We start from the raw sequence: 25,072 nt of genomic DNA, 5'->3' as shown, positions 1-25,072 counted from the left end.
GCCAGTTTAAAATATAGGCAGCTACACGACAAAAACAACGGAGCTCGATCGTGAGTTCCGTTGTCCATCGCTGCAGGACGAGAGATCGGTTACGTCTTAGAAACGAAGAATCAGGCCGCGCCTTCTTCGGTCTCGAACATCTGCATGGGCTGACCAGGCATGATGGTGGAGATCGCATGCTTGTAGACGAGCTGCGAATGTCCATCGCGGCGCAGGAGCACGCAGAAGTTGTCGAAAGACGTAACAACACCTGTCAGCTTGACGCCGTTGATGAGGAAAATCGTCAACGAAATCTTCTGCTTACGAACGGTGTTGAGGAAAAGGTCTTGCAGGTTTTGAGAACGTTCCGCCATAGCGCCGCTTCTTTCTTTTTTGCCCGGATGGGAGACCGGGAAATCAAACAATCAATAATGCTATCCCGCTGGCCGTGCCCCCTGCCATTGGGTGAAACTCTGGTATCAAATCACGCTCTGTTCCGCAATGTCGAAAAACTCACTCCATTTTTTGCCAGCTTGCCAAGATGGTACGTTTCTCGATAAATTAGAAATATTGCAGCGACACCCTGAAGAGCTGCTCCACATCGCGTACCGAATCTGCCGATGCAAAGAGAATGACACGGTCCTTCGCTTTGATCTTCATGTTGCCATCTGGCCGCAAAACCGTCTTGTCACGATAAACTGCCCCGATGCGGATACCTTCAGGAAGATCGATCTCGCGAAGCGCCTGGCCGACGAGCGGAGACGTCTCCAGAGCTTCGGCTTCGATGATCTCACCGTTACCGCGCTGCACCGCATAGACGGAGCGGATGCGGCCCTTGCGCACATGCTGCAACACCCGTGAAATCGTCACCGCCCGGGGGTTGATGTATGCGTCGAGCGCCAGCGACTTGGCTGCATCGTGGAAGGAGGTGGCATTCAGCAAAGCAAGGTTCGATTTGCAGCCCATCTGCTTTGCCATGACTGCGCCCAGAATATTGGTCTGGTCGTTGTTGGTGAGCGTAACGATCAGGTCGGCATCCTGAATATCGGCCTGGTGAAGGATTTTCTGGTCAAGGACCGAGCCATGCAGCACGATCGTCGAGTTGAGATTTTCAGAAGCTGCGATCGCCTTGTCGCGATCGAACTCGATGATCTTGACCCGAGTCTTCGGTTGCAGTTCCTCGATGGAACGCGCAACATATTGGCCGATATTGCCACCGCCGGCGATGACGATCCTGCTTGCCTCTTTCTCCACATGACCGAACAGCCCGAGTGTGCGGCGGGCGTGCTGGCGTTGGCAGATGACATAGGCAAGGTCGCCGGTGCGCAGTTGTTCGGAGGAGTCGACCGACTTCAAGTGACCGTTGCGGAACACACCAACGACAGTTGCAATCAGATCGGGGAAGAGTTGGCTCAACTGCTGCAGCGGCGTGTTGACGACCGGGCAATCCTCCATGCACTCGATTGCCAGCATATAGACATTGTCATCGGCAAAGCGGACCACGTCGGTGGCGCCTGGAAAAGCAATGCGCCGGAGGACCATCTTACCGACTTCAATCTCTGGAGAGATGGTCACATCGATGGACATGTTTTCGCGGCTGAACAGGTCGCCATATTCAGGAGCCAGATAGCTCTGATCGCGGATGCGGGCAATCTTGGTGGGTACACTGAAGAGAGCGTGCGCGACCTCGCAGGCGACGATGTTGATCTCGTCATAGAGGGTGACGGCAATAATCATGTCGGCCTGATCGGCCCCAGCTTTCGCCAAGACATCCGGATGCGAGCCATGGCCGACATAGCCACGAACATCGAGCGTCTCAGTGATCGCGGAGATAAGGGCGGCGGAGGTATCGATGACCGAAACCTCATTGTCCTCACGCGACAGCTGTTCGGCGATGCCGTAACCCACCTGCCCCGCGCCGCAAATAATGACCTTCATGCACCGCCCTCTCCGAGCTTATTCATAAAACCCGTTGAGCGCATAACTGTCAGACGCCGAGCGACTTGAGCTTACGGTGCAGGGCCGAGCGCTCCATGCCGACAAACTCCGCCGTGCGGGAAATGTTGCCGCCGAAGCGGTTGATCTGTGCCACAAGATAATCACGCTCGAACATTTCGCGCGCCTCACGGAGAGGAAGCGTCATGATGTGCTGATCACCCTGTGCGGCAATCTTCGGCAGCATGTCGCCAATATCGGACGGCAGCATGTCCGCAGTAATCGACGTGTCGCCACCTTCCGGACGGGCAAGGATCATCAGGCGTTCGATGTTGTTGCGAAGCTGCCGAATGTTGCCCGGCCAATCATGCGTTTGCAGAACGGCCATGGCGTCGTCGCCGATCTTGCGCGGACGAATGCCTGCCTGTTCCGAAATCTGGCGGATGAACATGTCCACCAGAAACGGAATATCCTCGCGACGCTCGGACAGAGCCGGAACCTTGACCGGGACAACGGCGAGACGGTGGTAGAGATCCTCGCGAAAAAGTCCCTCGGAGATCAGGTTCTCGAGATTGAGTGCGGTCGAGGAAATAATGCGAACATCGACCTTGACCCGCTTGCCGCCGCCGACGCGCTCGAACTGCTGATCGACCAGCACGCGCAGAATCTTGTTCTGCGTCTCGCGCGGCATTTCGCCGACTTCATCGAGATAGAGAACGCCGCGATGCGCCTCTTCCAGCGCACCGACTTTGCGTGGCTGTCCAGGCAGTCCTTCTGTGCCGAAAAGCGCGATCTCCATGCGCTCCGGCGTGATTGTGGCCGCATTCAGCGCCACAAAGGGTCCCGTCGCCCGCGACGACTTCTTGTGGATCATGCGCGCCACAAGCTCTTTGCCGGAGCCGGAGGGGCCGAGGATCATGATGCGGCTGTTGGTGGGCGCGACGCGATCGATCGTCTGGCGCAGCTGCGAAACGGCCAGAGACGCCCCGACCAGTTCAACGGCGTCGCCAGTCCGCTTTTTTAGCTCCTGAACCTCGCGCTTCAGCTTGGAGTTTTCCAGCGCTCGTTCGGCAATCAGAATCAGACGGTCAGCCTTGAACGGCTTCTCGATGAAGTCGAAAGCACCACGCTTGATCGCATTGACTGCCGTCTCGATGTTACCGTGACCAGAAATCATCACCACAGGCAAGTCGGGATGGCGGTTTTTGATTTCATCGAGAAGCGCCAGACCATCCAGCTTGCTTCCCTGCATCCAGATATCAAGAAAGATCAATCGCGGAACGCGTTCGGAAATGGCAGCCAGCGCGCTGTCGCTATCATGCGCCATGCGGGTTTCGTGACCCTCATCAGACAGAATGCCCGCAACGATCTCACGGATGTCGGCCTCGTCGTCGACGACCAGAATATCAGATGCCATATGCAACTTCCTTGTCAGTTTCGCTGCCAACCGCTTCGACACGCGGGAGCAGCACCCTGATCATGGCACCGTGGCCATGATCGAAATCGGCGGGGGCATCATGCAACTCAAGATGACCGCCGTGTTCTTCAATGATCTTCTTGACGATGGCGAGACCAAGCCCTGTGCCTTTGTCGCGCATCGTCATATAAGGTTCGAGAATACGGTGACGGTTCTCGACCGGCAGGCCTCTGCCATTATCGATGACGTCGACTACGAACCTGTTGTTTGCTTCGTCAAAATCCGCACGGACCAAGATGCGGCCATCACGCTTTTCAGCAGGATCGACGGACTCGATCGCCTCGGTCGCATTCTTGATGAGATTGCCAAACGCCTGACCGAGCATGCGGGAGTCGAACATGCCTTCCAGAGGCTTGTCACCCAGTGCAGTTTCGAAACTCACGTGGCTCGCACCCATCTCTCTGAGGAAGGTCGCATCCTTGAGCACGCCGCGCAGATCGGATCGTTCCTTGGTCGGCTTCGGCATGCGGGCAAAGGCCGAGAACTCATCAACCATCCGGCCAATATCGCCAACCTGACGAACGATGGTGTCAGTACACTGATCGAATACCGCGCGGTCGCTGTCGTCGATCTGCTTGCCAAAGCGGCGCTTGATGCGCTCCGCAGAGAGCTGGATCGGCGTCAACGGGTTCTTGATCTCGTGCGCAATACGTCGTGCCACATCCGACCAGGCGGTCGAGCGCTGAGCGATGACGAGATCGGTGATGTCGTCGAGAGTGATGACATGAGACTCGCGGCCATCACGGGCGTCCTCGCGCGTGACCTGAACGCTCAAGGTGCGTTCCTTACCGCGGCGCATGATGTTGATCTGCTGACGGAAATCCGCACGGCCGGATGCCGACGCTTCCGCCAGCACATGCTCGATCTCGGGTGCTGCCACGGAGAGCGGAGCACCGACAAGCTCAGAGGAAGGAAGAGCAAGAAACTCTTCCGCTGAAGGATTGACGATGGTGATCACCCGGTTCTCATCGACGCCGATCACGGCGGCCGTGACACCGGAGAGCACCGCTTCGATGAAGCGGCGGCGATCATCGATATCGTCCTTCGCCTCGATGATCTCCTCCTGCTGGCTGCGGATTTCGGAAATCATCTTGTTGAAGGTTCGCGACAGGCGGCCAACGTCGCCGTCGATGGCGCGCACCGGCACCAGCACATGCAGGTTGCCGGTTGCTACACTGTCAGCGGCGCTGATGAGCAGACGGATCGGGCGAACGATACGGTCGGCGACCGCGATCGCCGTCCAGATTGCGGCGAGAAGCACGATCAGCGCAAAGCCGAGATAGAGAATGGCAAAGGCGATCTGCAACGGCGCGCGGCCGGATTCCATCGCCTTATATTCCGCGCGGTTCTCCTCCATCAGCCGCATAGCCGACATCACCTTGGGGTCGACGGCGCGCACCGTATAGAGGAACGTTCCGCCAATCCCCTCAAGCTTGATGATGGCACCAACGAGATTGGTAACGCCTGGCGGAATAAGCGTTGGCTGGCCAGCCGCGGCCTTTTCCAAAGCATCCGCAGGGATTGCCGGCAGAGGGCGTTCAGTGGTGATATCGGCCTGCACGACGGCATCGCCATCCGCCTGGACGAGAAAGGCGCCGAGCATGCCGCGGCCTTTTGCCTGGCGCGTCATGAGATCGACGAAGCCTGTGCGGTCGAGATAGAAAAGTGCGCGGTTGCGGTCGAGATCGGTCGCCATGGAGAGCGTCTGGCCCTGAAGATAACCGGCATTTTCCAGCATATAGGCCTGGGCGATATTGCTGGACGAATCGACGATTGCCTGGGTGCGCAGCGCAAACCAGCGATCAAGCCCCACATTCAGCGTCAGACTTGCGAAGATCGCCACGAGAACGGCTGGCGTAATGGCGACGATGGAGAACAGCACGACGATGCGCACATGCAGGCGCGCCGCAGCCCTACCCTTACGGCGCGCTTTCAAGAGCCGGCTGATTTCGCGGCCGATGAGATACATCAGGCCAATGACGAAGATGGAATTGATGACGACCGAGGCGATGACGACATTCGAGGTCGGCGCGATCGGTGTCAGTCCGAGCAGCACGATCAGCGTGACGATGGCACAGATCAGCGCTACGCCAGCGAGAACAAGACCCGGTAGCGCAAACGACATCCGTCGGTCGGCTATCACCATGCCCGCCGCTTGGTCGTCGGCTCTTCCTTCGGCGACAGGTTTACGCATTGATCATCAATCCCAAGCCGCCGAGATCAGCAGCAACGCCACAGCCCGACATCAATTTTCGCGAGATGGCGAATCTATGATGTCACAGTGTTTTTCAAGCAACAGTTTGTGGCGAAAATGCAACGACGATCGTCGTATTGTCAATATCCTCAGGTGGTACGAGAGCTGCGATACACGGAAACGCCGAGTTCGCGGATCTTTTTCCTAAGCGTATTACGATTGAGGCCGAGCAGGTCTGCCGCCTTGATCTGGTTTCCGCGTGTTGCGGTCAGCGCTGCGAGAATCAGCGGATATTCCATCTCATGCAGCACGCGGTCGTAGAGGCCGGGTGGCGGAAGGTTTTCGCCGAAGCTCGAGAAATATTCCCGCATATTCTCTTCCACCGCCTGCGAGATCGTCAGGTTGCCGCTGCGAACGGTCGTTCGGTCGATAGGGCTATCGGGAACGTCAGACTGAAGCTCCTGCTCGATGATTTCGCGGGTGATGACTTCCTGCGGATAGAGCGCCATGAGGCGGCGGATCAGGTTCTCAAGTTCGCGAACGTTGCCGGGCCAGGCGTAGGCCTTCATCAACTCCAGCGCCTCACCCTCGAAACGCTTGCCCTCAAGACCTTCCTTCTCACCGGTCTGGATAAAGTGACGCACGAGGTCGGGAATATCCTCGGCGCGATCGCGAAGCGGCGGCAGGCGCAGCGGAACGACGTTCAGACGATAATAGAGGTCTTCACGGAAAAGACCCTGGTTGATCGACTGCTTCAGATCCTTGTTTGTCGCGGCTACGATGCGGACATCGGTGCGGATTGGCGTGCGCCCGCCCACGGTCGTATATTCGCCCTGCTGCAAGACTCGCAGGAGACGGGTCTGCGCATCCATCGGCATGTCGCCGATTTCATCGAGAAACAGAGTGCCACCCTCGGCCTGTTCGAAACGGCCGGTTGAGCGGTTCTGTGCGCCGGTGAAAGCGCCCTTCTCGTGGCCGAAAAGTTCGGATTCGATCAGGTCGCGTGGGATAGCCGCCATGTTGATGGCGACGAAGGGGCCATTGCGTCGCTTGCCGTAATCATGCAGCGCACGCGCTACCAGCTCCTTGCCCGTCCCGGACTCGCCGGTAATCATGAGCGTCAGATCCGTCTGCATCAGACGGGCCAGCACGCGGTAGATTTCCTGCATCGCTGCTGAACGGCCGACCAGCGGCATGCCATCCTGCATGTCGTCATCGAGCTTCGCAGGCTTGCGTTTCGGCTCCGAGAGCGCGCGGCCTATGATGGCGATCAATTCCGTCAGGTCGAAAGGCTTCGGCAGGTAATCATAAGCGCCCTTCTCGGACGCCTTGATCGCGGTCATGAACGTGTTCTGAGCACTCATAACCAGAACCGGAAGCTCAGGCCGCGCCTTTTTGATGCGTGGCAGCAGGTCGAAGGCGTTTTCGTCCGGCATGACCACATCGGTAATGACAAGGTCGCCCTCGCCCGCCGAGACCCAACGCCATAGCGTGGCGGCATTGGACGTGATGCGCACATCGTAACCGGCGCGGCTCAGCGCCTGGTTCAGAACGGTGCGGATAGCCGCATCATCATCGGCTACGAGAATCGTTGCTGTCATGGATTGGACCCTGTCGAGTTCGGTATAATGCTGTCGTCCGGCGCGACTTCAGGCGAAACCGGCATCAGGACGCGGAATGTCGTGCGATGGTTCTGGCTGTCGCATTCAACGATGCCGCCATGGGCGCCGATCAGCTTCGCAACCAGTGCCAAACCCAGGCCGGAGCCATTGGTTTTGGTGGTAATGAAGGGATCGAAGAGATGCGGCAGAAGATCGGATGGTACGCCCGGACCGTTGTCATGCACACAGAATTCGAGCGGCAGAGAAATACGCTCGCGGCTGCCAGCAACCGATAGGCGAATGCCCGGGCGATAAGCGGTGGTGAGAACGATTTCACCATCCTGCTGATTGCCTACTGCTTCAGCCGCGTTTTTCACAAGATTGAGAAAGACCTGCACCAACTGATCGCGGTTGGCATAGACCGGCGGTAAGGACGGATCGTAGTTTTCCGAAATCTTGATGTTGCGAGCAAAACCAGCCTTGGCCACGGCTTTAACATGATCGAGGACCGAGTGGATGTTGACCGGCACGCGGTCCACCGGACGCTCATCGGAGAAAATCTCCATGCGGTCTACAAGCGAGACGATGCGATCCGTCTCGTCGCAGATCAGCCGCGTGAGAGCTCTGTCCTCATCCGGAACCGAAGATTCGAGAAGTTGCGCAGCACCTCTGATCCCGGAAAGCGGGTTCTTGATTTCGTGGGCAAGCATCGACGCTAGACCCGTGACAGAGCGCGCTGCGGCGCGATGTGTGAGCTGGCGATCGATCTTGTCCGCCATCGACCGTTCCTGAAAAACGACGACGACCGAACCTGGCTCGCTGACGACGGGCGCAACATAGAGATCGACCAGCTTGTCCTGACCAAGCCTTGGGGATGAAAGATCAACGCGATATTCGTTGACGGGAGCGCGTCGCTCTCGGACCTGATCGATCAGCGCCAGAAGAGGGCTGCCGAAAGGGATGAAAGTTGAAATACGATAGCGCGCCATATGAGCCGCACTGGCGCCGAAGAAGGCTTCTGCCTCCCAGTTGGCAAAAGCAACGAAGCCTTCTGCATCCACAAGGATGACAGGGTTCTGCACGGCATTCAGAACGGCCATTGCCAAGGCGTTACCACCCGGCGCAGATGAATTTCCAGCGCTCATGCAGCCTTCCTTGCGCCATCGTTTTCCGCTCCGCGTTCCAGTGCGCCGCGCAGCACCACGATGACCTCGCTCGTGTTTTTCGATGTCATGATCAGCACCTTCTCCTCGGCCGTGGTTGAGGGGGCGAAACGGTCGAGATACCAGCCGAGATGCTTGCGTGCATGACGAAGACCAGCCTCCAGACCGTAAAATTCGAGCATCATCTCATAATGCTCGACGGCAATATCGGCGATATTCTGTGGTGGAGGTGCCGCGTGTCCGGCGAGAACGGCTGGCAACCAGGGCTGCCCCTGCGCACCGCGCCCTACCATCACCGCATCGGCGCCCGAAAGGCGCAATATCTCGGCAACATCGCTTTCCGTTTCCACGTCACCATTGGCGATCAGCGGTATCGAAATAGCGCTACGGACTGCGCGGATCGCGCTCCAATCCGCCTTGCCTTCGTAAAACTGCATGCGCGTGCGGCCATGGATGGTGATGAGCTTTACACCTGCGGCTTCAGCCCGCGCTGCGATGTCTGGGGCGTTGAGGGAGTTTTCGTCCCAACCCAGCCGCATCTTCACCGTGACCGGCACATCAACCGCCCTGACGGTCGCCTCAATGAGGGTCAGCGCATGATCGGGATCGCGCATCAGCGCAGAGCCGGAGTAGCCGCCCGTCACCTTCTTGGCCGGGCACCCCATATTGATGTCGATGATATCGGCGCCATTATCGGCAGCTATTTTCGCGGCCTCCGCCATCCAGTGCGCTTCGCGTCCGGCAAGCTGCACCATGTGTGGCGTCATGCCCGCATTCTTCAGACGAGCCCAGGACTCGCCCTTGTTTGCCACGAGTTCGCGGCTCGCAACCATCTCGGTCACGACAAGACCCGCACCAAAACGCCAAGCAAGTTGACGGAAAGGAAGATCAGTGACGCCCGACATAGGTGCCAGCACTGCCCGGTTACGAACAGCGACACCACCGATCTGAAATGAGTCTGACAGCGCCGGGAAATGCAATTGGCGATCTTTCATGCAGATAGAAATTTTGCATTATTTTTAGACAGCGTTTGAGCACTTGCCAAGCGCCCGCGATGTTTTTTTGCGTGTTTTTTGATGAATTTACCTGCGCGTGACGTCTACTACTTTAAACCCGCAACATAACACAGACATTTCTGGCCGTTGGATGCACATATCTTGGCTAGTCATTCGGCTTTTGAAACGTTAGATCACCCGTGTCAATCTGCAACAATCGCAGAAACGGCATGGGTGAAATGCGGAAATCCAAGATGAAAATCGGTGTCGTCCTTGTCGCAGCGGGCCGTGGAGAGCGCGCAGGCTCACCTGAAGAGGGGCCTAAGCAATATCGGCTGATCGGCGGCAGACCCGTCATCGAACGCACTCTGGAAACGTTCCTCGACTGGCAACAGTCTGCCGCGATTGCCGTCGTTATTCACCAGGATGACGTCGCCCTTTTCGAGCCGGTTGAAGCCCGTCTGGCGGCTGGCGATAGGATCAAGGTCGTTACCGGCGGCGCGACTCGGCAGCAATCCGTCCTTGCAGGACTCGAAGCGCTGAAGGCAGGGGACGTCACGCATGTGATGATCCATGACTCAGTCCGTCCCTTCATCGATGGCGATCTTCTGGAGCGGGTTGCGGAGCGTCTAGAGAGCGGTGCTGAAGCGGTGCTGCCTGCGCTTGCGGTCACAGACACGTTGAAGCGTGGCGAAGCGTCTTTGGTTCAGGAGACTGTATCGCGCAAAGGCCTGTTTGCCGCCCAGACCCCGCAGGCCTTTCGATATAGCTCTATCCTTGCAGCGCATCGAGATGCCGCCTCATCGGGTCGGGACGATTTCACAGACGACGCCTCGATAGCCGAATGGGCTGGCCTGCCGGTCAACCTCGTCGAAGGGGCAGTCGATAATGTCAAACTCACTTTGAAGCGGGATATCACCATGGCTGATGAAAAACTCTCTGCAGCACTTCCGGATGTGCGGACCGGAAACGGGTATGATGTCCATCAGTTGGAAGACGGCGATGGTGTGACGCTTTGCGGCATCTTCATTGCGCATGATCAGAAACTCAAAGGCCATTCCGATGCGGATGTGGCGCTTCATGCGCTGACCGACGCCCTTCTTGCAACCTGCGGTGCCGGGGATATCGGCGATCATTTTCCGCCGTCGGATTCGCAATGGAAGGGCGCCCCTTCGCGGATTTTCCTCGAACACGCGGCAAAGGTCGTGCGCGGGAATGGCGGTACGATCATGAATGCGGACGTCTCGCTGATTGCGGAAGCGCCGCGCATCGGGCCGCACCGCCAGGCCATGCGCGAGAACCTCGCCGATATTCTTGGTATCTCGCTCGACCGATGCTCGGTCAAGGCAACCACCAACGAGATGATCGGCTTCGTCGGACGGCGTGAGGGCATTGCAGCGATCGCCACCGCCACGGTGGTTTACCAGCAGAGGCCGGTATGAGCATCTTCCCCGCCGATATCGAAGACCGGGCCCGACAGATCATTGCAAGCTTTTCCGGTGAAAAGCACATGGTATCGACGGCGGAAAGCTGCACGGGCGGGTTGATCACCGGCGCGCTGACCGAGATCTCCGGTTCCTCCGCGGTGGTGGATCGCGGCTTCGTCACCTATACGAATGAGGCCAAGATGGAGATGCTGGGCGTGTCGCGGGCCACACTCACGGCCTTTGGAGCTGTCTCCAAAGAGACTGCGCTGCAGATGGCCCATGGCGCCCTGTTTCGCTCGCGGGCGCATGTTGCCGTTGCAGTCACAGGCATTGCCGGTCCCGGTGGCGGCTCTGCTGCAAAACCGGTTGGTCTGGTGCATCTTGCGGCGAAGAGCCGGGATGGCAGGCTTCTCCATCGCGAAATGCGCTATGGCGATATCGGTCGCGATCAAGTACGCCTTGCCACCGTCAGAACCGCGCTGGACATGGTTTTGGAGCTGTCTCACTCCGCATAAATGCGGTTGGCGCGGGCTTCGAAGGCTTCGGCGAACATGCGGAAGGCACGATCGAACATCGAGCCCATCAAAGCGCCCAGAAGGCGATTCTTGAACTCGTAGTCGATGAAGAAATAGACCGAGCATCCGCCATCATCGGTCGGCTCAAAACGCCAGCGATTGTCCAGATAGCGGAACGGCCCGTCGAGGTATTTCACATCGATGGCGCGTTCTTCCGGCTTTAAAAGAACCTGTGTGGTGAAGGTTTCGCGGATGGCCTTGTAGCCAACCGTCATATCCGCCACCAGCAGCGTCTTGCCGTCACGTTCTTTTTTAGAGCGTACGGTCAGCCCATCGCAGAGAGGCAAAAATTCCGGATATTTCTCCACATCGGCGACGAGATCGTACATCCGGTCGGGAGAATGTTTGACAAGGCGGCATGTTTCAAATTGCGGCATGAGCGGGAATTAAGGTGCACTCCGCATAAGATCAAGGAGGCGATCCGCCTCGTGTCGCGATTTCACCTGAAATATCGGAACCTCTGGACCATAAAGATCGAAATTGCGCTCAAAGAGCGGAGCATGACGTTTCTCGAAAGTCCAGACGTAAGTCAAAAATTCGAGGTCAGGCAAAGGTTCAGGACAACCGTCAGCCATATCCGGTCGCACTCTTCCGTAGTTGCGCATCACCCGGCGCGCAATCCCCGCCAGACATGCAAGGCGAGGCACGCGCATCCAGATCACGATGTCGGTTCGTGGCAAACGAAGGTCGAAGGTGGAGGGATTGCTTCCGTCCAATACCCAGCGCTCACGAGCGATGATGTCCTTGATGATGCGATGCTGCTCGGCCCGATCGCGTTGTGTCCAATTCGGAAGCCAGCGCACGTCTCGGTCTATCGAGAAATATTCGGCTTCAAGATGATGCGCGACTTGCCGCGCGAGCGTCGTCTTTCCCGCACCAGACGAGCCGACCACCAGCGCGCGGGATGCATTTACCAGCAACCTCGCGGCGTCTTCGATATCACCAATATAGTTTGGCACATCTTCCCCCTGCCCTATAGCCGCGGCTCGCCGCCAATCGCCGAGTCGAGATCGCTCAACATGCGATTCGTATCGTGGTAGCTTTTGATAATGATGACCGGCAAATCCTCTCGCGCTCCTTCAAGATGCTGCATGATCTCAGGTGATTCGGCCTTCTCGAAACTCCAGATATAAGACAGAAACTTGGCGTCGATCTTTTCCGGGCACCCGTCGGCCATTTCCGGTCGCACCTTGCCGCGGTAGCGAAGCCAGCGCTTCACGACGCTTATCAAAGAAACCCAGCGGGAAAAGTGCAGCCAGATCACAGCCTCCGTCCGCGGCAAGCGAAGAGGCAGCGTGCCTGGGCTGTTGCCATCGATGATCCAACGATCTTCCGCTGCAAAGGCGGTCATGCGTTTGACCATCTCCGGCCTTGGCCTCAGCTTCCAGCCGGGCAGCCAGAAGATATCTCGGTCGCAGGATATGTGGGGCAGTCCGAGACGCTCAGACAGCCCTTTGCTCAGCGTGCTTTTGCCATTACCGGAGCAGCCCATGACGAGAATACGGCGAGAGCCTTTGATGACTTGCACGGCCTCTCTGGTATCGTTGACGATGATCATCCTCATCACCCCTGCATAGCAGTTCTTAGAAAATCGCTATTGCAACCCTGCTGGGTGGATTGCTATTAAATTAGAAGATTGTTTGCAGCCATGAGATGCAACCGGGCCAAGATGTCGAATTTTGGCGCGGTTTCGTGTCTGGCGCGTTTTTCAACCATAAACCGGACCCCATGGTCCAGCCGAGAGATACGATGGACGACTTTTCCAACATCATCAACCTTCTCGAATCCGCTAAGCAACTCGCCTCGATGAACAGCATGCCGGTATTGGCTTACCTTATCGATGTGGCGAAGTGCGAGGCGCGCGAGAACAAGCCGGTGCTGCGCAAGCGCAAGCGTGGCGAATCGACAGCGAAGCAGGAGAGCGAGGCCTGAGCCTCTGTTCCCGTTCTTCGCGCTTCATGTTAGAGAGTGGCCGCGAGGCCACTTTTTGCGTTTAAGGGAAGGAGAACGCCGTGCAAGCTGCATCTGTCGATCTCCGCTCCTATTCGAAGGAATGGCCGGAGGAACGTCACGCCTTCGTCCAGATCGTCGTGCCGCTCCAAGGGAGTATGGATCTCGACGTTGGCGGGTTGCAACAGAGGCTCTCCACATCGAAAGCCGTTCTGATCACCGGCAACATCAAGCACAGCATTGTCACCTCGGACAACAACCGCTCTCTGATCGTCGATCTCGACGAGCGGTACGTCTCCGAAGCGACGCTGGAGAGATTCTGCAATAAGCCGTTCATCGACCTCACGCATCGATCGGCGTCGGTGGCGCGCCATATGCGACGATCCATTCACGATGGCGAATGCGATTCATCCTCAACGAGGCTGTGGGCAGAGCTTCTGGTCGGAAGCTTCACGGACGAAAGGGCGGACGTCGCATCTCGACTGCTGACGCTGAAAGCATTGATCGAGATCGATCCGTTTCAACCCTGGACGGTGGAGCGCATGGCATCGGAGGCCGAGATCAGCACGAGCCGTCTGCATGCCCTGTTTCTGGATTACTTTGACGCCACGCCGCATGCCCTCGTCGCCGATATGCGAATGAAGAGAATCTGCACACTTCTTTCAAGTTCGTCCTTGCCGATTGCCGAGATCGCCGCACGGGCAGGATTCTCCGACCAGACCGCATTGACGCGTGCCATGAGGAAGTCGATGGGCATTACGCCCGCCGCCTATCGGCGCAACGCAATTTCCTGAACCACAAGAGTTTATGTCAAGACAGGCACTTCTTGCGCATGCCAAACAGCCGCCATAGACGCGAGGGCATGACATGAACAAGATCGGCTTGGGGCTATTTTACGGAATGCTGGCGGGAGCACTGTGGGGCGGGATTTTTCTTGCACCGAAGCTCATTCCGGCAGGCTTCACACCGTTGCAACTCTCCACGGCCCGCTATCTGACCTATGGTGTTATCGCGCTCGTGCTGATCGCGCCGAAAATCAAACGCGTATCGGCACAGTTCGGTCGGGCGGAATGGACGGCCCTCCTGTGGCTCAGCCTCGTCGGCAACCTGCTCTATTACGTTTTCATCTCGACCGCCGTCCAATTGAGTGGCGTCGCCTTCACCTCGATCATCGTCGGCTTTCTGCCGGTCGCGATTACCATCATCGGCAGCATGGATCACGGCGCCGTGTCGCTAAAGCGGCTCTGGCCGTCTCTCTTCTTGGGGGCCGTTGGGATCATCGGCATCTCTTGGCAATCGCTGATGCATGACGGAACACCATTGGATGCTCGCAAGCTCATAGGGCTGGCAGCCGCGATCGGTGCGCTGGCCTCCTGGACGGCTTTTGCGGTCGGCAACGCGCGATGGCTCGTGCGTCTGCATGCGGTCAGTGCCGATGAATGGAACCTGATGACCGGCGTTGTCACCGGCGGCATCGCGCTTGTGCTTGCTGTCCCCGCTTTTGCGTTTGACGACGTTGTCCATCCCGCGTCTGACTGGATGCAGTTTACGATGGTCGCGGCCGGTCTTGCCATCTCGGCGTCGATCTTCGGCAACGCGCTGTGGAACCGCATGAGCCGGCTCCTGCCACTGACAATGGTGGGACAGATGATCCTTTTCGAAACGCTGTTCGCCCTGCTCTACGGCTTTCTATGGGAAGGCCGTGGACCAACGCTCATCGAAAGTGTGGCAATCCTCGCCGTCGTCCTCAGCGTTCTGTTGTGCATGCAGGCGCATCGGCCACCCAAGGTGCATGGTTAAGGGCTTAGCCCTCAACCATAGTTCGAACTGTTATGCGATCAGGCCAGCGCCGAACTGCGCTTCATAGAGCCGGCTGTAAGGCCCTCTCGCTGCAAGAAGTTCCTGATGGTTGCCGCTCTCAAGGATACCGTTGCCGTCAACGACGACAATGCGCGACGCATCCCTGATGGTCGCCAGACGATGGGCGATGATGAGCGTCGTGCGCCCTTCGGCCAGTTCACCAAGCGACTGCTGGATGGCGCGTTCGGTTTCGGTGTCAAGGGCGGACGTCGCCTCGTCAAGAATGAGGATTGGTGGGTTCTTCAGGAACATGCGGGCAATCGCGAGACGTTGCTTCTGTCCGCCGGAGAGTTTGACGCCACGCTCCCCAATCACTGTTTCCATGCCGTCAGGCATAGCTTCGATGACATGATCCAGACGTGCGCGCCGCGCCGCAATCCAGATATCATCATCGCTTGCGCCCAGCCGCCCATATTCGATGTTCTCGCGGACAGTGCCGCCGAACATGAAGACATCCTGCTGCACGATACCGATCTGGCTGCGCAACGACGCCAGCGTCATCTTGCGGATGTCGATGCCGTCAATGGTGATGGCACCACCAGAGACCTCGTAGAAACGCGGCAGCAGCGAGCACAAAGTCGTTTTGCCCGCACCAGAAGGGCCGACGAAGGCAACCGTTTCTCCGGCGCGGATGGTCAGATCGATGTTGGAGAGAACCTGTTTGCCGTCAGCATAACCGAAGCTGACGGCAGCATACACGATGTCTCCACGAAGGGACGGAGCTGTAATCGCATCCGGCGCATCGGCAATATCCGGCTCGGTATCGATCAACTCGGTGAAGCGGCGAAACCCGGCAATGCCCTTGGGATAGGTTTCGATTACGGAATTGATCTTCTCGATCGGCCGGAAGAAGACATTCACCAAGAGAAGGAAGCTGACGAAGCCGCCATTGGTCAGGTCGCCGTGCAGGACGAGCCAGGCACCGCAGATCATGATGATCATTTGCGTCAGGCGCATGCTCATATAGCTGAGCGACGTGCTGGCGGTCATGATCTTGTAGGCATCGAGCTTGGTGCGGCGATAGCGCTGATTGTCTTTTTCGAACAGCGCGCGCTCGTGATCCTCATTGGCGAATGCCTGGACCACCCGCATACCGCCGACATTTTCCTCGATGCGGGCATTGAAGGCGCCGACGCGGTTGTAGAGCGCCCGGAAGTTGTTGGTCATGCGCGTACCGTACCGGCTCGTCACATAGGCTGTCAGAGGCACGATGACCGCCGTGATCAGTGCCAGTGGCATATTGACCCATAGCATGAGCAGGAATGCGCCGATAAAGGTCATAATTGCGATGAAAAGATCTTCCGGCCCGTGATGCGCAACCTCACCGATCTCCTCCAGATCCTTTGTCAGGCGACCGACGAGATGGCCTGTCTTCTGATTATCGAAGAAGCGGAAGGAGAGTTTCTGAAGATGATCGAAAGCAGCTCGGCGCATGTCTGTTTCGATGTTGATGCCGAGCATATGTCCCCAATAGGTGACGGTCGCCATCAGGCCGGTATTGAAGACATAGACGATAATCAGCCCGAGCGATGCGGCCATGATAACCGGCCAGTTCGATGCCGGCAGAAGAACGTCGACGAAAAGCTTCACCGCCATGGGAAAGCCCAGTTCGAGAAGACCCGAGAACACGGCACAGGAGAAATCGAGAATGAAGAGCCCCCGATACGGGCGATAGTAAGCGAAGAATCGGCGCAGCATGATGATTGGCCCAGAACGGAGCAGGAAACCTCAGAGGTTGTAAAAGCGCTTGTTCATTCTCACATTCATGTCAGAAGTCCAAGCACGTTGCTCAATTTTTACCAAATTCGTCCAATATGTTTTGCGACAACATAAAAGCGAAATAACGGGGGAATAGATTGCGCCCCACATCTCACCTGTGACAGTGTGACCCGCTGCCCGGGAATGCGAAAGAGACTAGAGTGAATAAAGCCGACAATCATCATGCGGATGGAGAAACCCGGTGGCTGGGTGCTGCGACCCATGCCCGCATCGCATTGGTCCCCTCCATCTCCGCTGCCCGCTGGCTTTTGCTTTTGATTGTCGCAGCCGGTATCTACTTCTTTTACGGCTTTCTTGTTCCCGTGCTGGCCGCTCTCGTTATCGGCTTTGCCAGCTGGCCCATCTATCGGCGACTGCTGGACCGCGTGGGCGGCAACAACACAGTCGGCGCGACCATTGCGATCTTGTTGATCATCGCGTTCCTGATCGTCCCGATCGTGATTGCGGCCTCCTACACTGCCGGTGAAATACGCGAATGGTTCGGCTGGGCTGTGGAGGTCAATAAGACGGGTGCGCCCGTTCCGGAATGGATAGCAGCACTTCCCGGTGTCGGCGTCTGGTTCAGCGAACAATGGACCCGTTACGTCGGCACACCGGGCGCCATCGGTGAAGTCATCCAGCTCGTCAGCGGCGCCAACATCGGCAATATCTATCGCGCCATCGTGGCGGCGGGTAATGGTGCATTCCACCTCGTCCTGACGCTCCTCTTCATGCTGATCGCTCTATTCTTCGTTTATCGCAACGGTGTGGGCTTTGCCCGCCAGGTTGACCTCGTCGGTGAACGGATCCTGCCCAACCGCTGGGAGCGTATCTCGCGAGTGGTCCCCGCAACAATCAGCTCCACGGTCACAGGCATGACCCTGATTGCCATCGGCGAAGGCATTATTCTTGGTATCGCCTACTGGATTGCAGGCGTCCCCTCCCCGGTGACGCTTGGCGTTCTGACAGGCGTAATGGCGTTGATACCCGGAGGTGCGCCGCTCTCCTTCACGCTCGTGTCGATCTATCTGCTTGCAAGCGGCTCTCCTGCCGCCGGTATCGCGCTCTTCATCTGGGGATCGGTGGAACTGTTCATCGTTGACAAGACGATCCGCCCGCGCCTGGTCGGCGGCCCTATCAAGCTCCCTTTCCTGCCGACCTTTTTCGGTCTCGTCGGCGGTGTCAAAACGATGGGCTTTCTCGGCCTATTCATCGGCCCGGTACTGATGGCGCTTTTGGTTGCCGTATGGCGCGAGTGGGTTCGCGAAGCCGAGATATCGGCAGGCGAACCCGTTATCGTCCAGGAGCTTCATGAAGAAGAGATCGAGCTCGTAGAGGAACCTCCGAGACCTCGAAAGACCGTAAGCTCGGTTTAGAGACGCAGTTCCATGAACATGCTGAGCGGATCGGGCTTATAGGGCGGGAATGGCTCGATCTCGACAAAACCGGCTTTACGGTAAAGGCTGATGGCCTCAGGCTGGCTGATGCCTGTTTCCAGACGAATTGCTGTAAGGTTTAGGTCCTGCGCGCGCTCAATCAGCGTTGTCATCATGCGTTTGCCGATTTGCAGGCCCCGCGCCTCAGGATCGACAAACATTCGCTTGATCTCCGCGGTGCCGTCTCCAGCTTCTACCAGTGCACAACAGCCGACAATTGCGCCGTCATTTCGCGCGACCAGGAACGAGACATTGGGCTTTTCAAGCGCATCGAGATCGACAAGATGGTTGCTCTCGGCTGGATAAAGCGAGGCCATATAAGCGTTCGACAGATCCATGAGGCGGGCGATTTCAGGCTGGCGTGGCGATTCCTGATTGATTTCTACTGGCATGCTATTTCCATTTTCATAAGACGGCTTTAGCCGCAATAAGACTGCAATCATACTGAATGACAAGGTCAGTAAACAGATCTTCCGTCCGGAGAAAAGTGAAATGCGAACCGCCCTCGTCTTGATGACAATCCTCGGCTGCGATGATACGGCGTCCGACTGCCGATACATCGCCACAATGCAGCAGCGGTGGACGAGCATCGAACTCTGCGACGCCGAGTCGGAAAAGCAGCTTGGCCAATTCACCAATGTCTCCTATCCGGTCGTCGTTGCCGTGTGCCAGATTCCCGACGCCCCTGTCGAACAGGCGGCGACCGGGCAGGACGCTCCAAAGCAAACGCCAGAAATCGAAGCGCAAGAGGAACAGAACCTCGCGCAGCGAGCGATTGGCCGCGTGCGAAAAATCCTCCCCTCGACGGAAGGCGTGAAGGAGGTTCTGGGCAAACCCGTACGTATGGTCGAAGACAGCTATTCCTGGATTGCGAGACGCCTGTCCAAGTAGGGCTTTCCATGCAACCAGTGACCTGAGCGCGTAGATGCCCGATGTAACGATCAAGCGGCCTCGGCGATCAGTTCCTCGGCGAAGGACCGCGCTCTCTGACGTTGATCGACGATGAGAAGCTTTTCAATCATCGACATCATTTCGTAGACGTTAGCGTCGCTCTCTGCGTTCGAGAACGTACCGAGGAGCCTTTCCGCAACCTGCTGGATCGCTCCGCCATACGGCATTTCCGCTGCCTGGCGCCACAGACGAGTCGCCTCGATGAAGACCTCGAGGGCGCTTCCTGAAAGACCACTCGACTGATAGAGCGCCTTGACCGCATGGTTTCTGCCTGTTGCGAGGATCGAGCGGACCCGTCGCTCCTCAAGCCCGGAGAGGTTGGACATGGCCTCAGAGAAGAAGTCGAGCTTACCCGTGCAAAGAAGCTGCAGAAGGAAGGCAGGCGTCAACTGGCTGTGGCGGCGCAGGTGCTCGACGAGATATGATCTTTCCTGACCGGACGCTTCGCCAGCAATCAGCGTTACCGCGGCCTCTGATGCATCCTGAACGATCTGGCGGGCGCGCGCCGCGGTGATGACCTGACCGACAATTCCGGCAGAAGCCAGCGCCTCCCCGACCAGAAGGACGAGGGTATGGCGTACATCGGCTGGAAGATCATCACGGTCCAAGAGTAGACTGCGGAGTTCCGGCTCTTCTCCAAAACGCTCCGAGACTCGCCGCAGCGTGAAGGGCGTGATCTGCGCCGAAAGATTCTCCAGCATGATCATGACTTCGCATTCGCCGCCGATTTCCGCCATGGCAGCGCAAACGCCTGCGCTCAGATCAGCACGCGCGGCAATCATAGCCCGGGTGGTAGAGGATCCTCGGCCAATCAGATCGACTAGATCCGATTCCCGAAGCACGGGCGAATTGATGATCACCTGACAGGCAATCTCAGCCTGGTCTTCAGCCAGTGCGATAATGATGGGGCGAGGAGCATCTTCAGAGCAGGACAGCGCGTCTGCAAGCGCCTGGCGGACTTTGGGCGATGGATCGTCCAGAAGGTAGGACATGGCCATATAGGCGCCTGCCTGTTTGTCTTTCGGCAAAGCCGACGTCACATAGGCCGTGCCCAGGGCCTTCGCAGCCTTAGCTCTATCACCAGCACGCGCCTTATCCGTCCAGCTGAGAAATGCCTCTACGACCACATCGCACCCCAAGAAATGTTTCTTACGACCCCGCGGAGGTTATCGCGACTCGTTACCGAACCGGCGATCACCCTCCATGGGTGAAACCTAGGGGGAAAAGGTTTACGATTGGTTCACCATGCTTCTTAACCATGGCGTAAGTGGAGGCTGTCAGGCCTTCGGGCGCGCCAGTTGGAAGACATCGGCGCCACCGTCTGCGTAATCCATATAGCCCATCCGGGCCACCGGCCGCGCAAGTCCCATATCAATGCGACCATCACGGATGATCGATTCATCGATATGAATGCCCATCACCTGCCCGAAGACGACCCAGGAGTCGGCCGCCTCGCCTTCGATATCCTGTGGTTGCACGATCTGCGTGACGCGGCATTCTAGCGCGGCGAGCGCTTCCGCCACATAGGGCGCATCAACCACTTCCCCCGCACGTGCGGTCAAACCAGCCAGCTCGAACTCGTTGACCGCATAATCGACAGGTGCCGACGAGGCATTCATTCGATCCACGAGATGACGACTCACGAGACTGGCGGTAAAGACACCGGTTTCCCGCACATTGCGCAGGCTGTCCTTCTGTCCGCTTGAGGAGAACAACACCAGCTTCGGCTTGTCCGCTATGGCGTTGAAAAAGGAATAGGGAGAAAGATTCAGCGTTCCGTCGCTTCCCTTGGAGCCGATCCAGCCGATGGGTCGCGGCGCAACGATCGCCTTGAAGGGATCATGCGCCATGCCATGCTGGTTTGTGTCAGTCGTATAGAACATCACGCTTCACCAACCCAGGTCACAACGTCAGTCAGTTCCGGGCGCGGACGCTCGACAGGCGGAAACGTCGTCGACCCGATATAGATAAGTCCCGCGACTTTTTCTGCGTCCTTCACACCCATTTCTGCCAAGAATTCTGGATCGTAGGACACCCATTCGGTCAGCCAATTGGCGGCATATCCAAGCGCATTCGAGGCCAGAAGCAGGTTGAGGCAAACGGCACCTGCCGACATGACTTGTTCCCATTCGGGGATCTTTACATGCGGTCCCGCCTTGCTGACCACGGCGATGACGACGGGCGCTCTGGTAAAGCGGGTCCGTTCCACTTCCTGGAAATCTGCGCTCAAGTCCGGGTTCTTTTTCAGCGCGAGCGCCAGTGCGGCTTCGCCCAATCTCACCCGTTCTTCGCCACGGATCACGATGAACCGCCAAGGTGCAATCTTGCCATGGTCTGGAACGCGCACCGTCAGGCGAAGAATCTCTTCGAGCTCCTGCTTGCTGGGACCTGGCTCCGTCAATTGTGGCGCGGGTGTCGAGCGTCGTACGTTCAGATAGTCGATGAGCTTGATGTCAGTTTTCATGGTGGGACCGTTCCATTCGCATGCAATCTAAAGACAGGCCTTGAAATAGCCTTGCGGTTCGGATTGAAGTGGTCCCACAAAAACGAGAAGTCAATCCGGTCGAGAGAAATGACGTTCACCAAAATCGGAGCAGGTCTTTGCATCGCGCTCGCCTCGGCTGGCGCGCTACCCGGTATTGCCATCTCGCAGGACGCCTTCAAGGAGTTCAGGCAGCTTGGCGGCACCCCGAAAATGCCGAAGCTGAACGCGTTTTCCGTTCCTTCTCCCAGCGAGCCGGAAGCGGTGAAATCGCGTGACGTCGTGCTGGAAGCGAAGCTGACGCAGCAAGGCGAACCGATGATGGAGGGACTGGCCTGGCGCGTCTTCAGTCCTATTCCCGGCGCCGATGGTAAGCTGCCGATGCTGGCGAGTTCCGAAGGCGGTTCAGCCGAGTTTCATCTTGAGCCGGGAGAATATTTCGTCAACGTCGCCTTCGGGCGCGCAGGTGTGACCAAGAAGCTCAGCGTTCCCGAAAACGGCAAAATCGACAAGCAGGTTCTCATTCTCGACGCTGGCGGCTTCGTCCTCAATGCCGTTGCCGGCAACGACAAGAACATCTCCGCCAATCAATTGAAGTTTTCCATCTACTCTTCCGAAGCCTCCGAGAACGGAGAGCGGAAGCTGGTGATGACCGATGTAAAGCCGAATACCATCGTCCGTCTCAATGCCGGGACCTATCATGTGGTATCGGAATACGGATCGGTCAATGCGGTCGTGCGCGCCGATATTCAGGTCGAAGCAGGCAAGCTCACGGAAGCGACGCTCCAGCATCATGCCGCGCAGGTCACGCTGAAACTCGTCTCCGAGCATGGGGGCGAAGCCATCGCCGATACGGCGTGGTCCGTGCTGACGGGTGCCGGCGACGTGGTGAATGAGAGCGTCAGCGCCTTCTCCACCATGGTACTGGCCGATGGTGAGTACACAGCAATCGCTCGCAACAAAGACAAGGTCTACCAGCGCAATTTCAGGGTGAAGGCGGGGCAGGATTCCGATGTCGAAGTTCTGATGAAGGACCAGGCACCGGAAGACGCGACGGGCGATTTCGAGTAACCCGGCTTCGGCGCTTCCGCACCCTTGCTCGTCCGCCAACTTGATCCACAGCATCATCTCGTGAAAACGGCGCCCGAAGGCGCCGTTTTCTTTGCATTCAAGCAGCCTTGGCTTTCGCCTTTGCCGCGCGCTTGCGCTTGACGTCCGGCGGCGTGGCCTCGTCAACGAGATTGGCAATCGCGTCATCCAGAGCAAACGAGGTCTGAGCCTGCGAACCGAGGCGGCGAATATTGACCGTCCGCTCTTCGGCCTCTTTTTTGCCGCAGACGATGATGACCGGAACCTTCGTGACCGAATGCTCGCGGATCTTGTAGTTGATCTTCTCGTTACGGAAATCCGTTTCCACCGACAGACCGGCTTCACGAAGCGCCTCGGCAACTTCGCGACCGTAATCGTCGGCATCCGAGGTGATCGTCGCGACGACAACCTGAAGCGGCGCGAACCACAGCGGCATGTGGCCAGCGAAGTTCTCGATCAGGATGCCAAGGAACCGTTCCATCGAACCACAGATCGCGCGGTGGATCATCACCGGCTGACGCTTTTCAGACGCCTGGTCGATATAGAAGGCGCCGAACCGCTCCGGCAGGTTGAAGTCTACCTGCGTGGTGCCGCACTGCCAGTCGCGGCCGATCGCATCCTTCAGCGTATATTCGAACTTCGGACCGTAGAAGGCGCCCTCGCCCGGCAGAATGCCGGTCTTGATGCGTCCGCCGGATTGTTCCTCGATGGTCTTCAAGACCTCGGTCATCACGCTTTCGGCGCGATCCCAAAGATCGTCGGAACCGACGCGCTTTTCAGGGCGCGTGGACAGCTTGACGACGATCTCTTCGAAGCCGAAATCCTTGTAGACCGACAGGATCAGATCGTTGATGCGCAGGCATTCCGCTGCCATCTGCTCTTCGGTGCAAAAGACATGGGCGTCATCCTGGGTGAAGCCACGAACGCGCATCAAGCCGTGCAGAGCACCCGACGCTTCATAGCGGTGGACAGTACCGAACTCTGCAAGTCGAACAGGCAGTTCTCGGTAAGACTTCAACCCATGCTTGAAGATCTGAACGTGACCGGGGCAGTTCATCGGCTTCAGGGCGAAGACGCGATTGTCCGCTTCCTTGTCCTCCGGATGGGTGAAGGCATAGGCGGATTTCACCGCAAACATGTTTTCCTGGTACCAGCCCCAGTGACCGGAGGTTTCCCACAGCGAAGCATCCAGAACCTGCGGTGCGTTCACTTCCTGATAGGTGCCTTCCAGATGGCGGCGCATATAGGCAGTCAGGGTCTGGAACATGCGCCATCCCTTGCCGTGCCAGAACACCACGCCCGGACCTTCCTCCTGGAAATGGAAAAGGTCCATCTCGCGGCCAAGGCGGCGGTGGTCGCGCTTCTCGGCTTCCGCCAGGATGTGCAGATACTGATCCAGTTGTTCCTGCGTGGCCCAAGCCGTGCCGTAGATGCGGGTCAGCATGGGGTTATTGCTGTCACCACGCCAGTATGCACCGGCAACCTTCATCAGCTTGAAGGCCGTACCGATCTGTCCCGTATTGGCCATATGCGGGCCGCGGCAAAGGTCGAACCAATCGCCCTGATAGTAGATCTTGAGATCCTGACCTTCAGGGATAGCATCGACAAGCTCGACCTTGTAGTTCTCGCCCTTGGCGGCAAAGACTTGCTTGGCCTTCTCGCGCGACCAGATTTCCCGCGTAAAGGGCTTCGACCGGCCGATGATCTCTTTCATCTTCTTTTCGATCTTCGGAAGATCGTCGGGGGTGAAAGGCTCGTTCTTGGCGAAGTCGTAATAGAAGCCGTTTTCGATCACAGGACCGATGGTCACCTGGGTGCCGGGCCACAATTCTTGCACAGCTTCGGCCATGACGTGGGCGGCATCGTGACGGATGAGCTCAAGCGCACGCTTGTCGTCGCGGGTAACGATCTCGATTGCACCAGTGGCAATCGTATCGGACAGGTCGCGCAATTCACCGTCCAGCGCAATAGCGACGGCTTTCTTTGCAAGCGACTTGGAAATGGATTCGGCAACATCACGTCCCGTTGTACCCACGGGGTACTGACGAACGGAGCCATCTGGAAATGTAAGGGAAAGGGCGTCTGACACTTTGAATTCTCCTGTCCAGTCCCGCCAACGAATGCGGGTGGTCAAAACATGCGACGATGGGATCGGCGCGAACGACAGCCTGATAGGCTGAAAATTAGGTCGAGTAAAGAC

Annotated in this window: 24 protein-coding genes; 8 read left to right on the top strand and 16 right to left on the bottom strand. The window is 57.7% G+C overall.

Translation table 11 applies throughout. The features are described from left to right. Positions 1-110: 110 nt before the first annotated feature. From hfq to dusB, 7 genes are all read right to left on the bottom strand, one after another. Positions 111-353 carry an RNA chaperone Hfq gene (hfq, locus tag QE408_RS15780; RefSeq protein ID WP_027673217.1) on the bottom strand — a complete coding sequence of 81 codons (243 nt, stop codon included), beginning with the start codon at positions 351-353 and terminating at the stop codon, positions 111-113. 187 nt (positions 354-540) lie between these two features. Further along, positions 541-1,917: a Trk system potassium transporter TrkA gene (trkA, locus tag QE408_RS15775; RefSeq protein WP_306932799.1), complete on the bottom strand. Its 1,377-nt coding sequence runs from the start codon at positions 1,915-1,917 to the stop codon at positions 541-543. A 49-nt stretch (positions 1,918-1,966) separates the two neighbouring features. After that, positions 1,967-3,331, bottom strand: coding sequence for a nitrogen assimilation response regulator NtrX (gene ntrX, locus QE408_RS15770; protein ID WP_306932797.1), 1,365 nt, complete (start codon positions 3,329-3,331; stop codon positions 1,967-1,969). After that, positions 3,321-5,585 carry a sensor histidine kinase NtrY-like gene (locus QE408_RS15765; protein ID WP_306932795.1) on the bottom strand — a complete coding sequence of 755 codons (2,265 nt, stop codon included), beginning with the start codon at positions 5,583-5,585 and terminating at the stop codon, positions 3,321-3,323. The genes ntrX and QE408_RS15765 overlap by 11 nt, the downstream gene beginning before the upstream one ends. A 149-nt stretch (positions 5,586-5,734) precedes the next feature. Then, complete coding sequence (gene ntrC, locus QE408_RS15760; RefSeq protein ID WP_062425347.1) at positions 5,735-7,186, bottom strand: nitrogen regulation protein NR(I); 1,452 nt, start codon at positions 7,184-7,186, stop codon at positions 5,735-5,737. Next, positions 7,183-8,331 (bottom strand): two-component system sensor histidine kinase NtrB, encoded by a 1,149-nt coding sequence (locus QE408_RS15755; protein WP_306932791.1) that lies wholly within the window; start codon positions 8,329-8,331, stop codon positions 7,183-7,185. The genes ntrC and QE408_RS15755 overlap by 4 nt, the downstream gene beginning before the upstream one ends. Then, on the bottom strand, positions 8,328-9,344 hold the full coding sequence (gene dusB, locus QE408_RS15750; RefSeq protein WP_306932789.1) for a tRNA dihydrouridine synthase DusB: 1,017 nt from the start codon (positions 9,342-9,344) through the stop codon (positions 8,328-8,330). The genes QE408_RS15755 and dusB overlap by 4 nt, the downstream gene beginning before the upstream one ends. Positions 9,345-9,598: 254 nt before the next feature. Between dusB and QE408_RS15745 the strand changes: the two genes are divergently transcribed. Together QE408_RS15745 and QE408_RS15740 are read left to right on the top strand one after the other, a co-directional pair. Then, on the top strand, positions 9,599-10,786 hold the full coding sequence (locus QE408_RS15745; RefSeq protein WP_306932787.1) for a bifunctional 2-C-methyl-D-erythritol 4-phosphate cytidylyltransferase/2-C-methyl-D-erythritol 2,4-cyclodiphosphate synthase: 1,188 nt from the start codon (positions 9,599-9,601) through the stop codon (positions 10,784-10,786). Next, positions 10,783-11,286, top strand: coding sequence for a CinA family protein (locus tag QE408_RS15740; RefSeq protein ID WP_306932786.1), 504 nt, complete (start codon positions 10,783-10,785; stop codon positions 11,284-11,286). The genes QE408_RS15745 and QE408_RS15740 overlap by 4 nt, the downstream gene beginning before the upstream one ends. Here QE408_RS15740 and QE408_RS15735 read toward each other — a convergent pair. From QE408_RS15735 to QE408_RS15725, 3 genes are read right to left on the bottom strand one after another with little or no spacing between them, the layout of a single operon-like run. Then, entirely contained in the window at positions 11,274-11,723 is a 450-nt protein-coding gene (locus QE408_RS15735) for a type II toxin-antitoxin system RatA family toxin (RefSeq protein ID WP_306932785.1), read from the bottom strand. The genes QE408_RS15740 and QE408_RS15735 overlap by 13 nt on opposite strands. Before the next feature lie 9 nt (positions 11,724-11,732). Next, positions 11,733-12,305: an AAA family ATPase gene (locus QE408_RS15730; RefSeq protein WP_306932783.1), complete on the bottom strand. Its 573-nt coding sequence runs from the start codon at positions 12,303-12,305 to the stop codon at positions 11,733-11,735. A gap of 14 nt (positions 12,306-12,319) precedes the next feature. Further along, positions 12,320-12,904, bottom strand: coding sequence for an AAA family ATPase (locus tag QE408_RS15725; protein WP_306932782.1), 585 nt, complete (start codon positions 12,902-12,904; stop codon positions 12,320-12,322). A gap of 191 nt (positions 12,905-13,095) precedes the next feature. On the opposite strand from QE408_RS15725, the gene QE408_RS15720 reads away from it, so the two are divergent. The 3 genes from QE408_RS15720 to QE408_RS15710 all read left to right on the top strand — a co-directional run bounded on the left by QE408_RS15720 (position 13,096) and on the right by QE408_RS15710 (position 15,096). Further along, a complete protein-coding gene (locus tag QE408_RS15720) occupies positions 13,096-13,278 on the top strand; it encodes a hypothetical protein (protein WP_306932780.1) in 183 nt (60 codons plus the stop codon). An 80-nt stretch (positions 13,279-13,358) separates the two neighbouring features. Continuing rightward, positions 13,359-14,090: an AraC family transcriptional regulator gene (locus QE408_RS15715; protein WP_306932778.1), complete on the top strand. Its 732-nt coding sequence runs from the start codon at positions 13,359-13,361 to the stop codon at positions 14,088-14,090. Between the two features lie 73 nt (positions 14,091-14,163). After that, entirely contained in the window at positions 14,164-15,096 is a 933-nt protein-coding gene (locus QE408_RS15710) for a DMT family transporter (protein ID WP_306932776.1), read from the top strand. A gap of 30 nt (positions 15,097-15,126) precedes the next feature. On the opposite strand, the gene QE408_RS15705 is transcribed toward QE408_RS15710, so the two are convergent. Continuing rightward, positions 15,127-16,854 carry an ABC transporter ATP-binding protein gene (locus tag QE408_RS15705; RefSeq protein ID WP_306932775.1) on the bottom strand — a complete coding sequence of 576 codons (1,728 nt, stop codon included), beginning with the start codon at positions 16,852-16,854 and terminating at the stop codon, positions 15,127-15,129. Positions 16,855-17,075: 221 nt separating this feature from the next. Here QE408_RS15705 and QE408_RS15700 point away from each other — a divergent pair, with 221 nt between their 5' ends. Next, positions 17,076-18,290, top strand: coding sequence for an AI-2E family transporter (locus tag QE408_RS15700; RefSeq protein WP_306932773.1), 1,215 nt, complete (start codon positions 17,076-17,078; stop codon positions 18,288-18,290). Here the strand turns inward: QE408_RS15700 and QE408_RS15695 are convergent. After that, positions 18,287-18,742 (bottom strand): GNAT family N-acetyltransferase, encoded by a 456-nt coding sequence (locus tag QE408_RS15695; RefSeq protein WP_306932771.1) that lies wholly within the window; start codon positions 18,740-18,742, stop codon positions 18,287-18,289. The genes QE408_RS15700 and QE408_RS15695 overlap by 4 nt on opposite strands. A gap of 100 nt (positions 18,743-18,842) precedes the next feature. On the opposite strand from QE408_RS15695, the gene QE408_RS15690 reads away from it, so the two are divergent. Next, the gene (locus QE408_RS15690; RefSeq protein WP_306932769.1) at positions 18,843-19,241 is read left to right on the top strand and encodes a hypothetical protein; all 399 of its coding nucleotides are present in this window, start codon (positions 18,843-18,845) and stop codon (positions 19,239-19,241) included. A 50-nt stretch (positions 19,242-19,291) separates the two neighbouring features. Here QE408_RS15690 and QE408_RS15685 read toward each other — a convergent pair whose 3' ends face one another. The 3 genes from QE408_RS15685 to QE408_RS15675 form a co-directional block, all read right to left on the bottom strand. After that, positions 19,292-20,440, bottom strand: coding sequence for a DUF2336 domain-containing protein (locus QE408_RS15685; protein ID WP_306932767.1), 1,149 nt, complete (start codon positions 20,438-20,440; stop codon positions 19,292-19,294). 138 nt (positions 20,441-20,578) lie between these two features. Continuing rightward, complete coding sequence (locus QE408_RS15680) at positions 20,579-21,184, bottom strand: flavin reductase family protein (RefSeq protein WP_306932766.1); 606 nt, start codon at positions 21,182-21,184, stop codon at positions 20,579-20,581. Next, positions 21,184-21,765, bottom strand: coding sequence for a nitroreductase family protein (locus QE408_RS15675; RefSeq protein ID WP_306932765.1), 582 nt, complete (start codon positions 21,763-21,765; stop codon positions 21,184-21,186). The genes QE408_RS15680 and QE408_RS15675 overlap by 1 nt, the downstream gene beginning before the upstream one ends. Before the next feature lie 108 nt (positions 21,766-21,873). On the opposite strand from QE408_RS15675, the gene QE408_RS15670 reads away from it, so the two are divergent. Next, positions 21,874-22,854 carry a hypothetical protein gene (locus QE408_RS15670; protein WP_306932763.1) on the top strand — a complete coding sequence of 327 codons (981 nt, stop codon included), beginning with the start codon at positions 21,874-21,876 and terminating at the stop codon, positions 22,852-22,854. Positions 22,855-22,951: 97 nt separating this feature from the next. Here the strand turns inward: QE408_RS15670 and thrS are convergent, their stop codons facing one another. After that, the gene (gene thrS, locus QE408_RS15665) at positions 22,952-24,961 is read right to left on the bottom strand and encodes a threonine--tRNA ligase (RefSeq protein WP_306932761.1); all 2,010 of its coding nucleotides are present in this window, start codon (positions 24,959-24,961) and stop codon (positions 22,952-22,954) included. Positions 24,962-25,072: the final 111 nt, after the last annotated feature.

Source organism: Agrobacterium larrymoorei, from assembly GCF_030819275.1.
GTDB classification, from domain to species: domain Bacteria; phylum Pseudomonadota; class Alphaproteobacteria; order Rhizobiales; family Rhizobiaceae; genus Agrobacterium; species Agrobacterium larrymoorei_B.
Note: the sequence above shows the minus strand (reverse complement) of the source record. Positions and strands in the feature narration are given on the sequence as shown.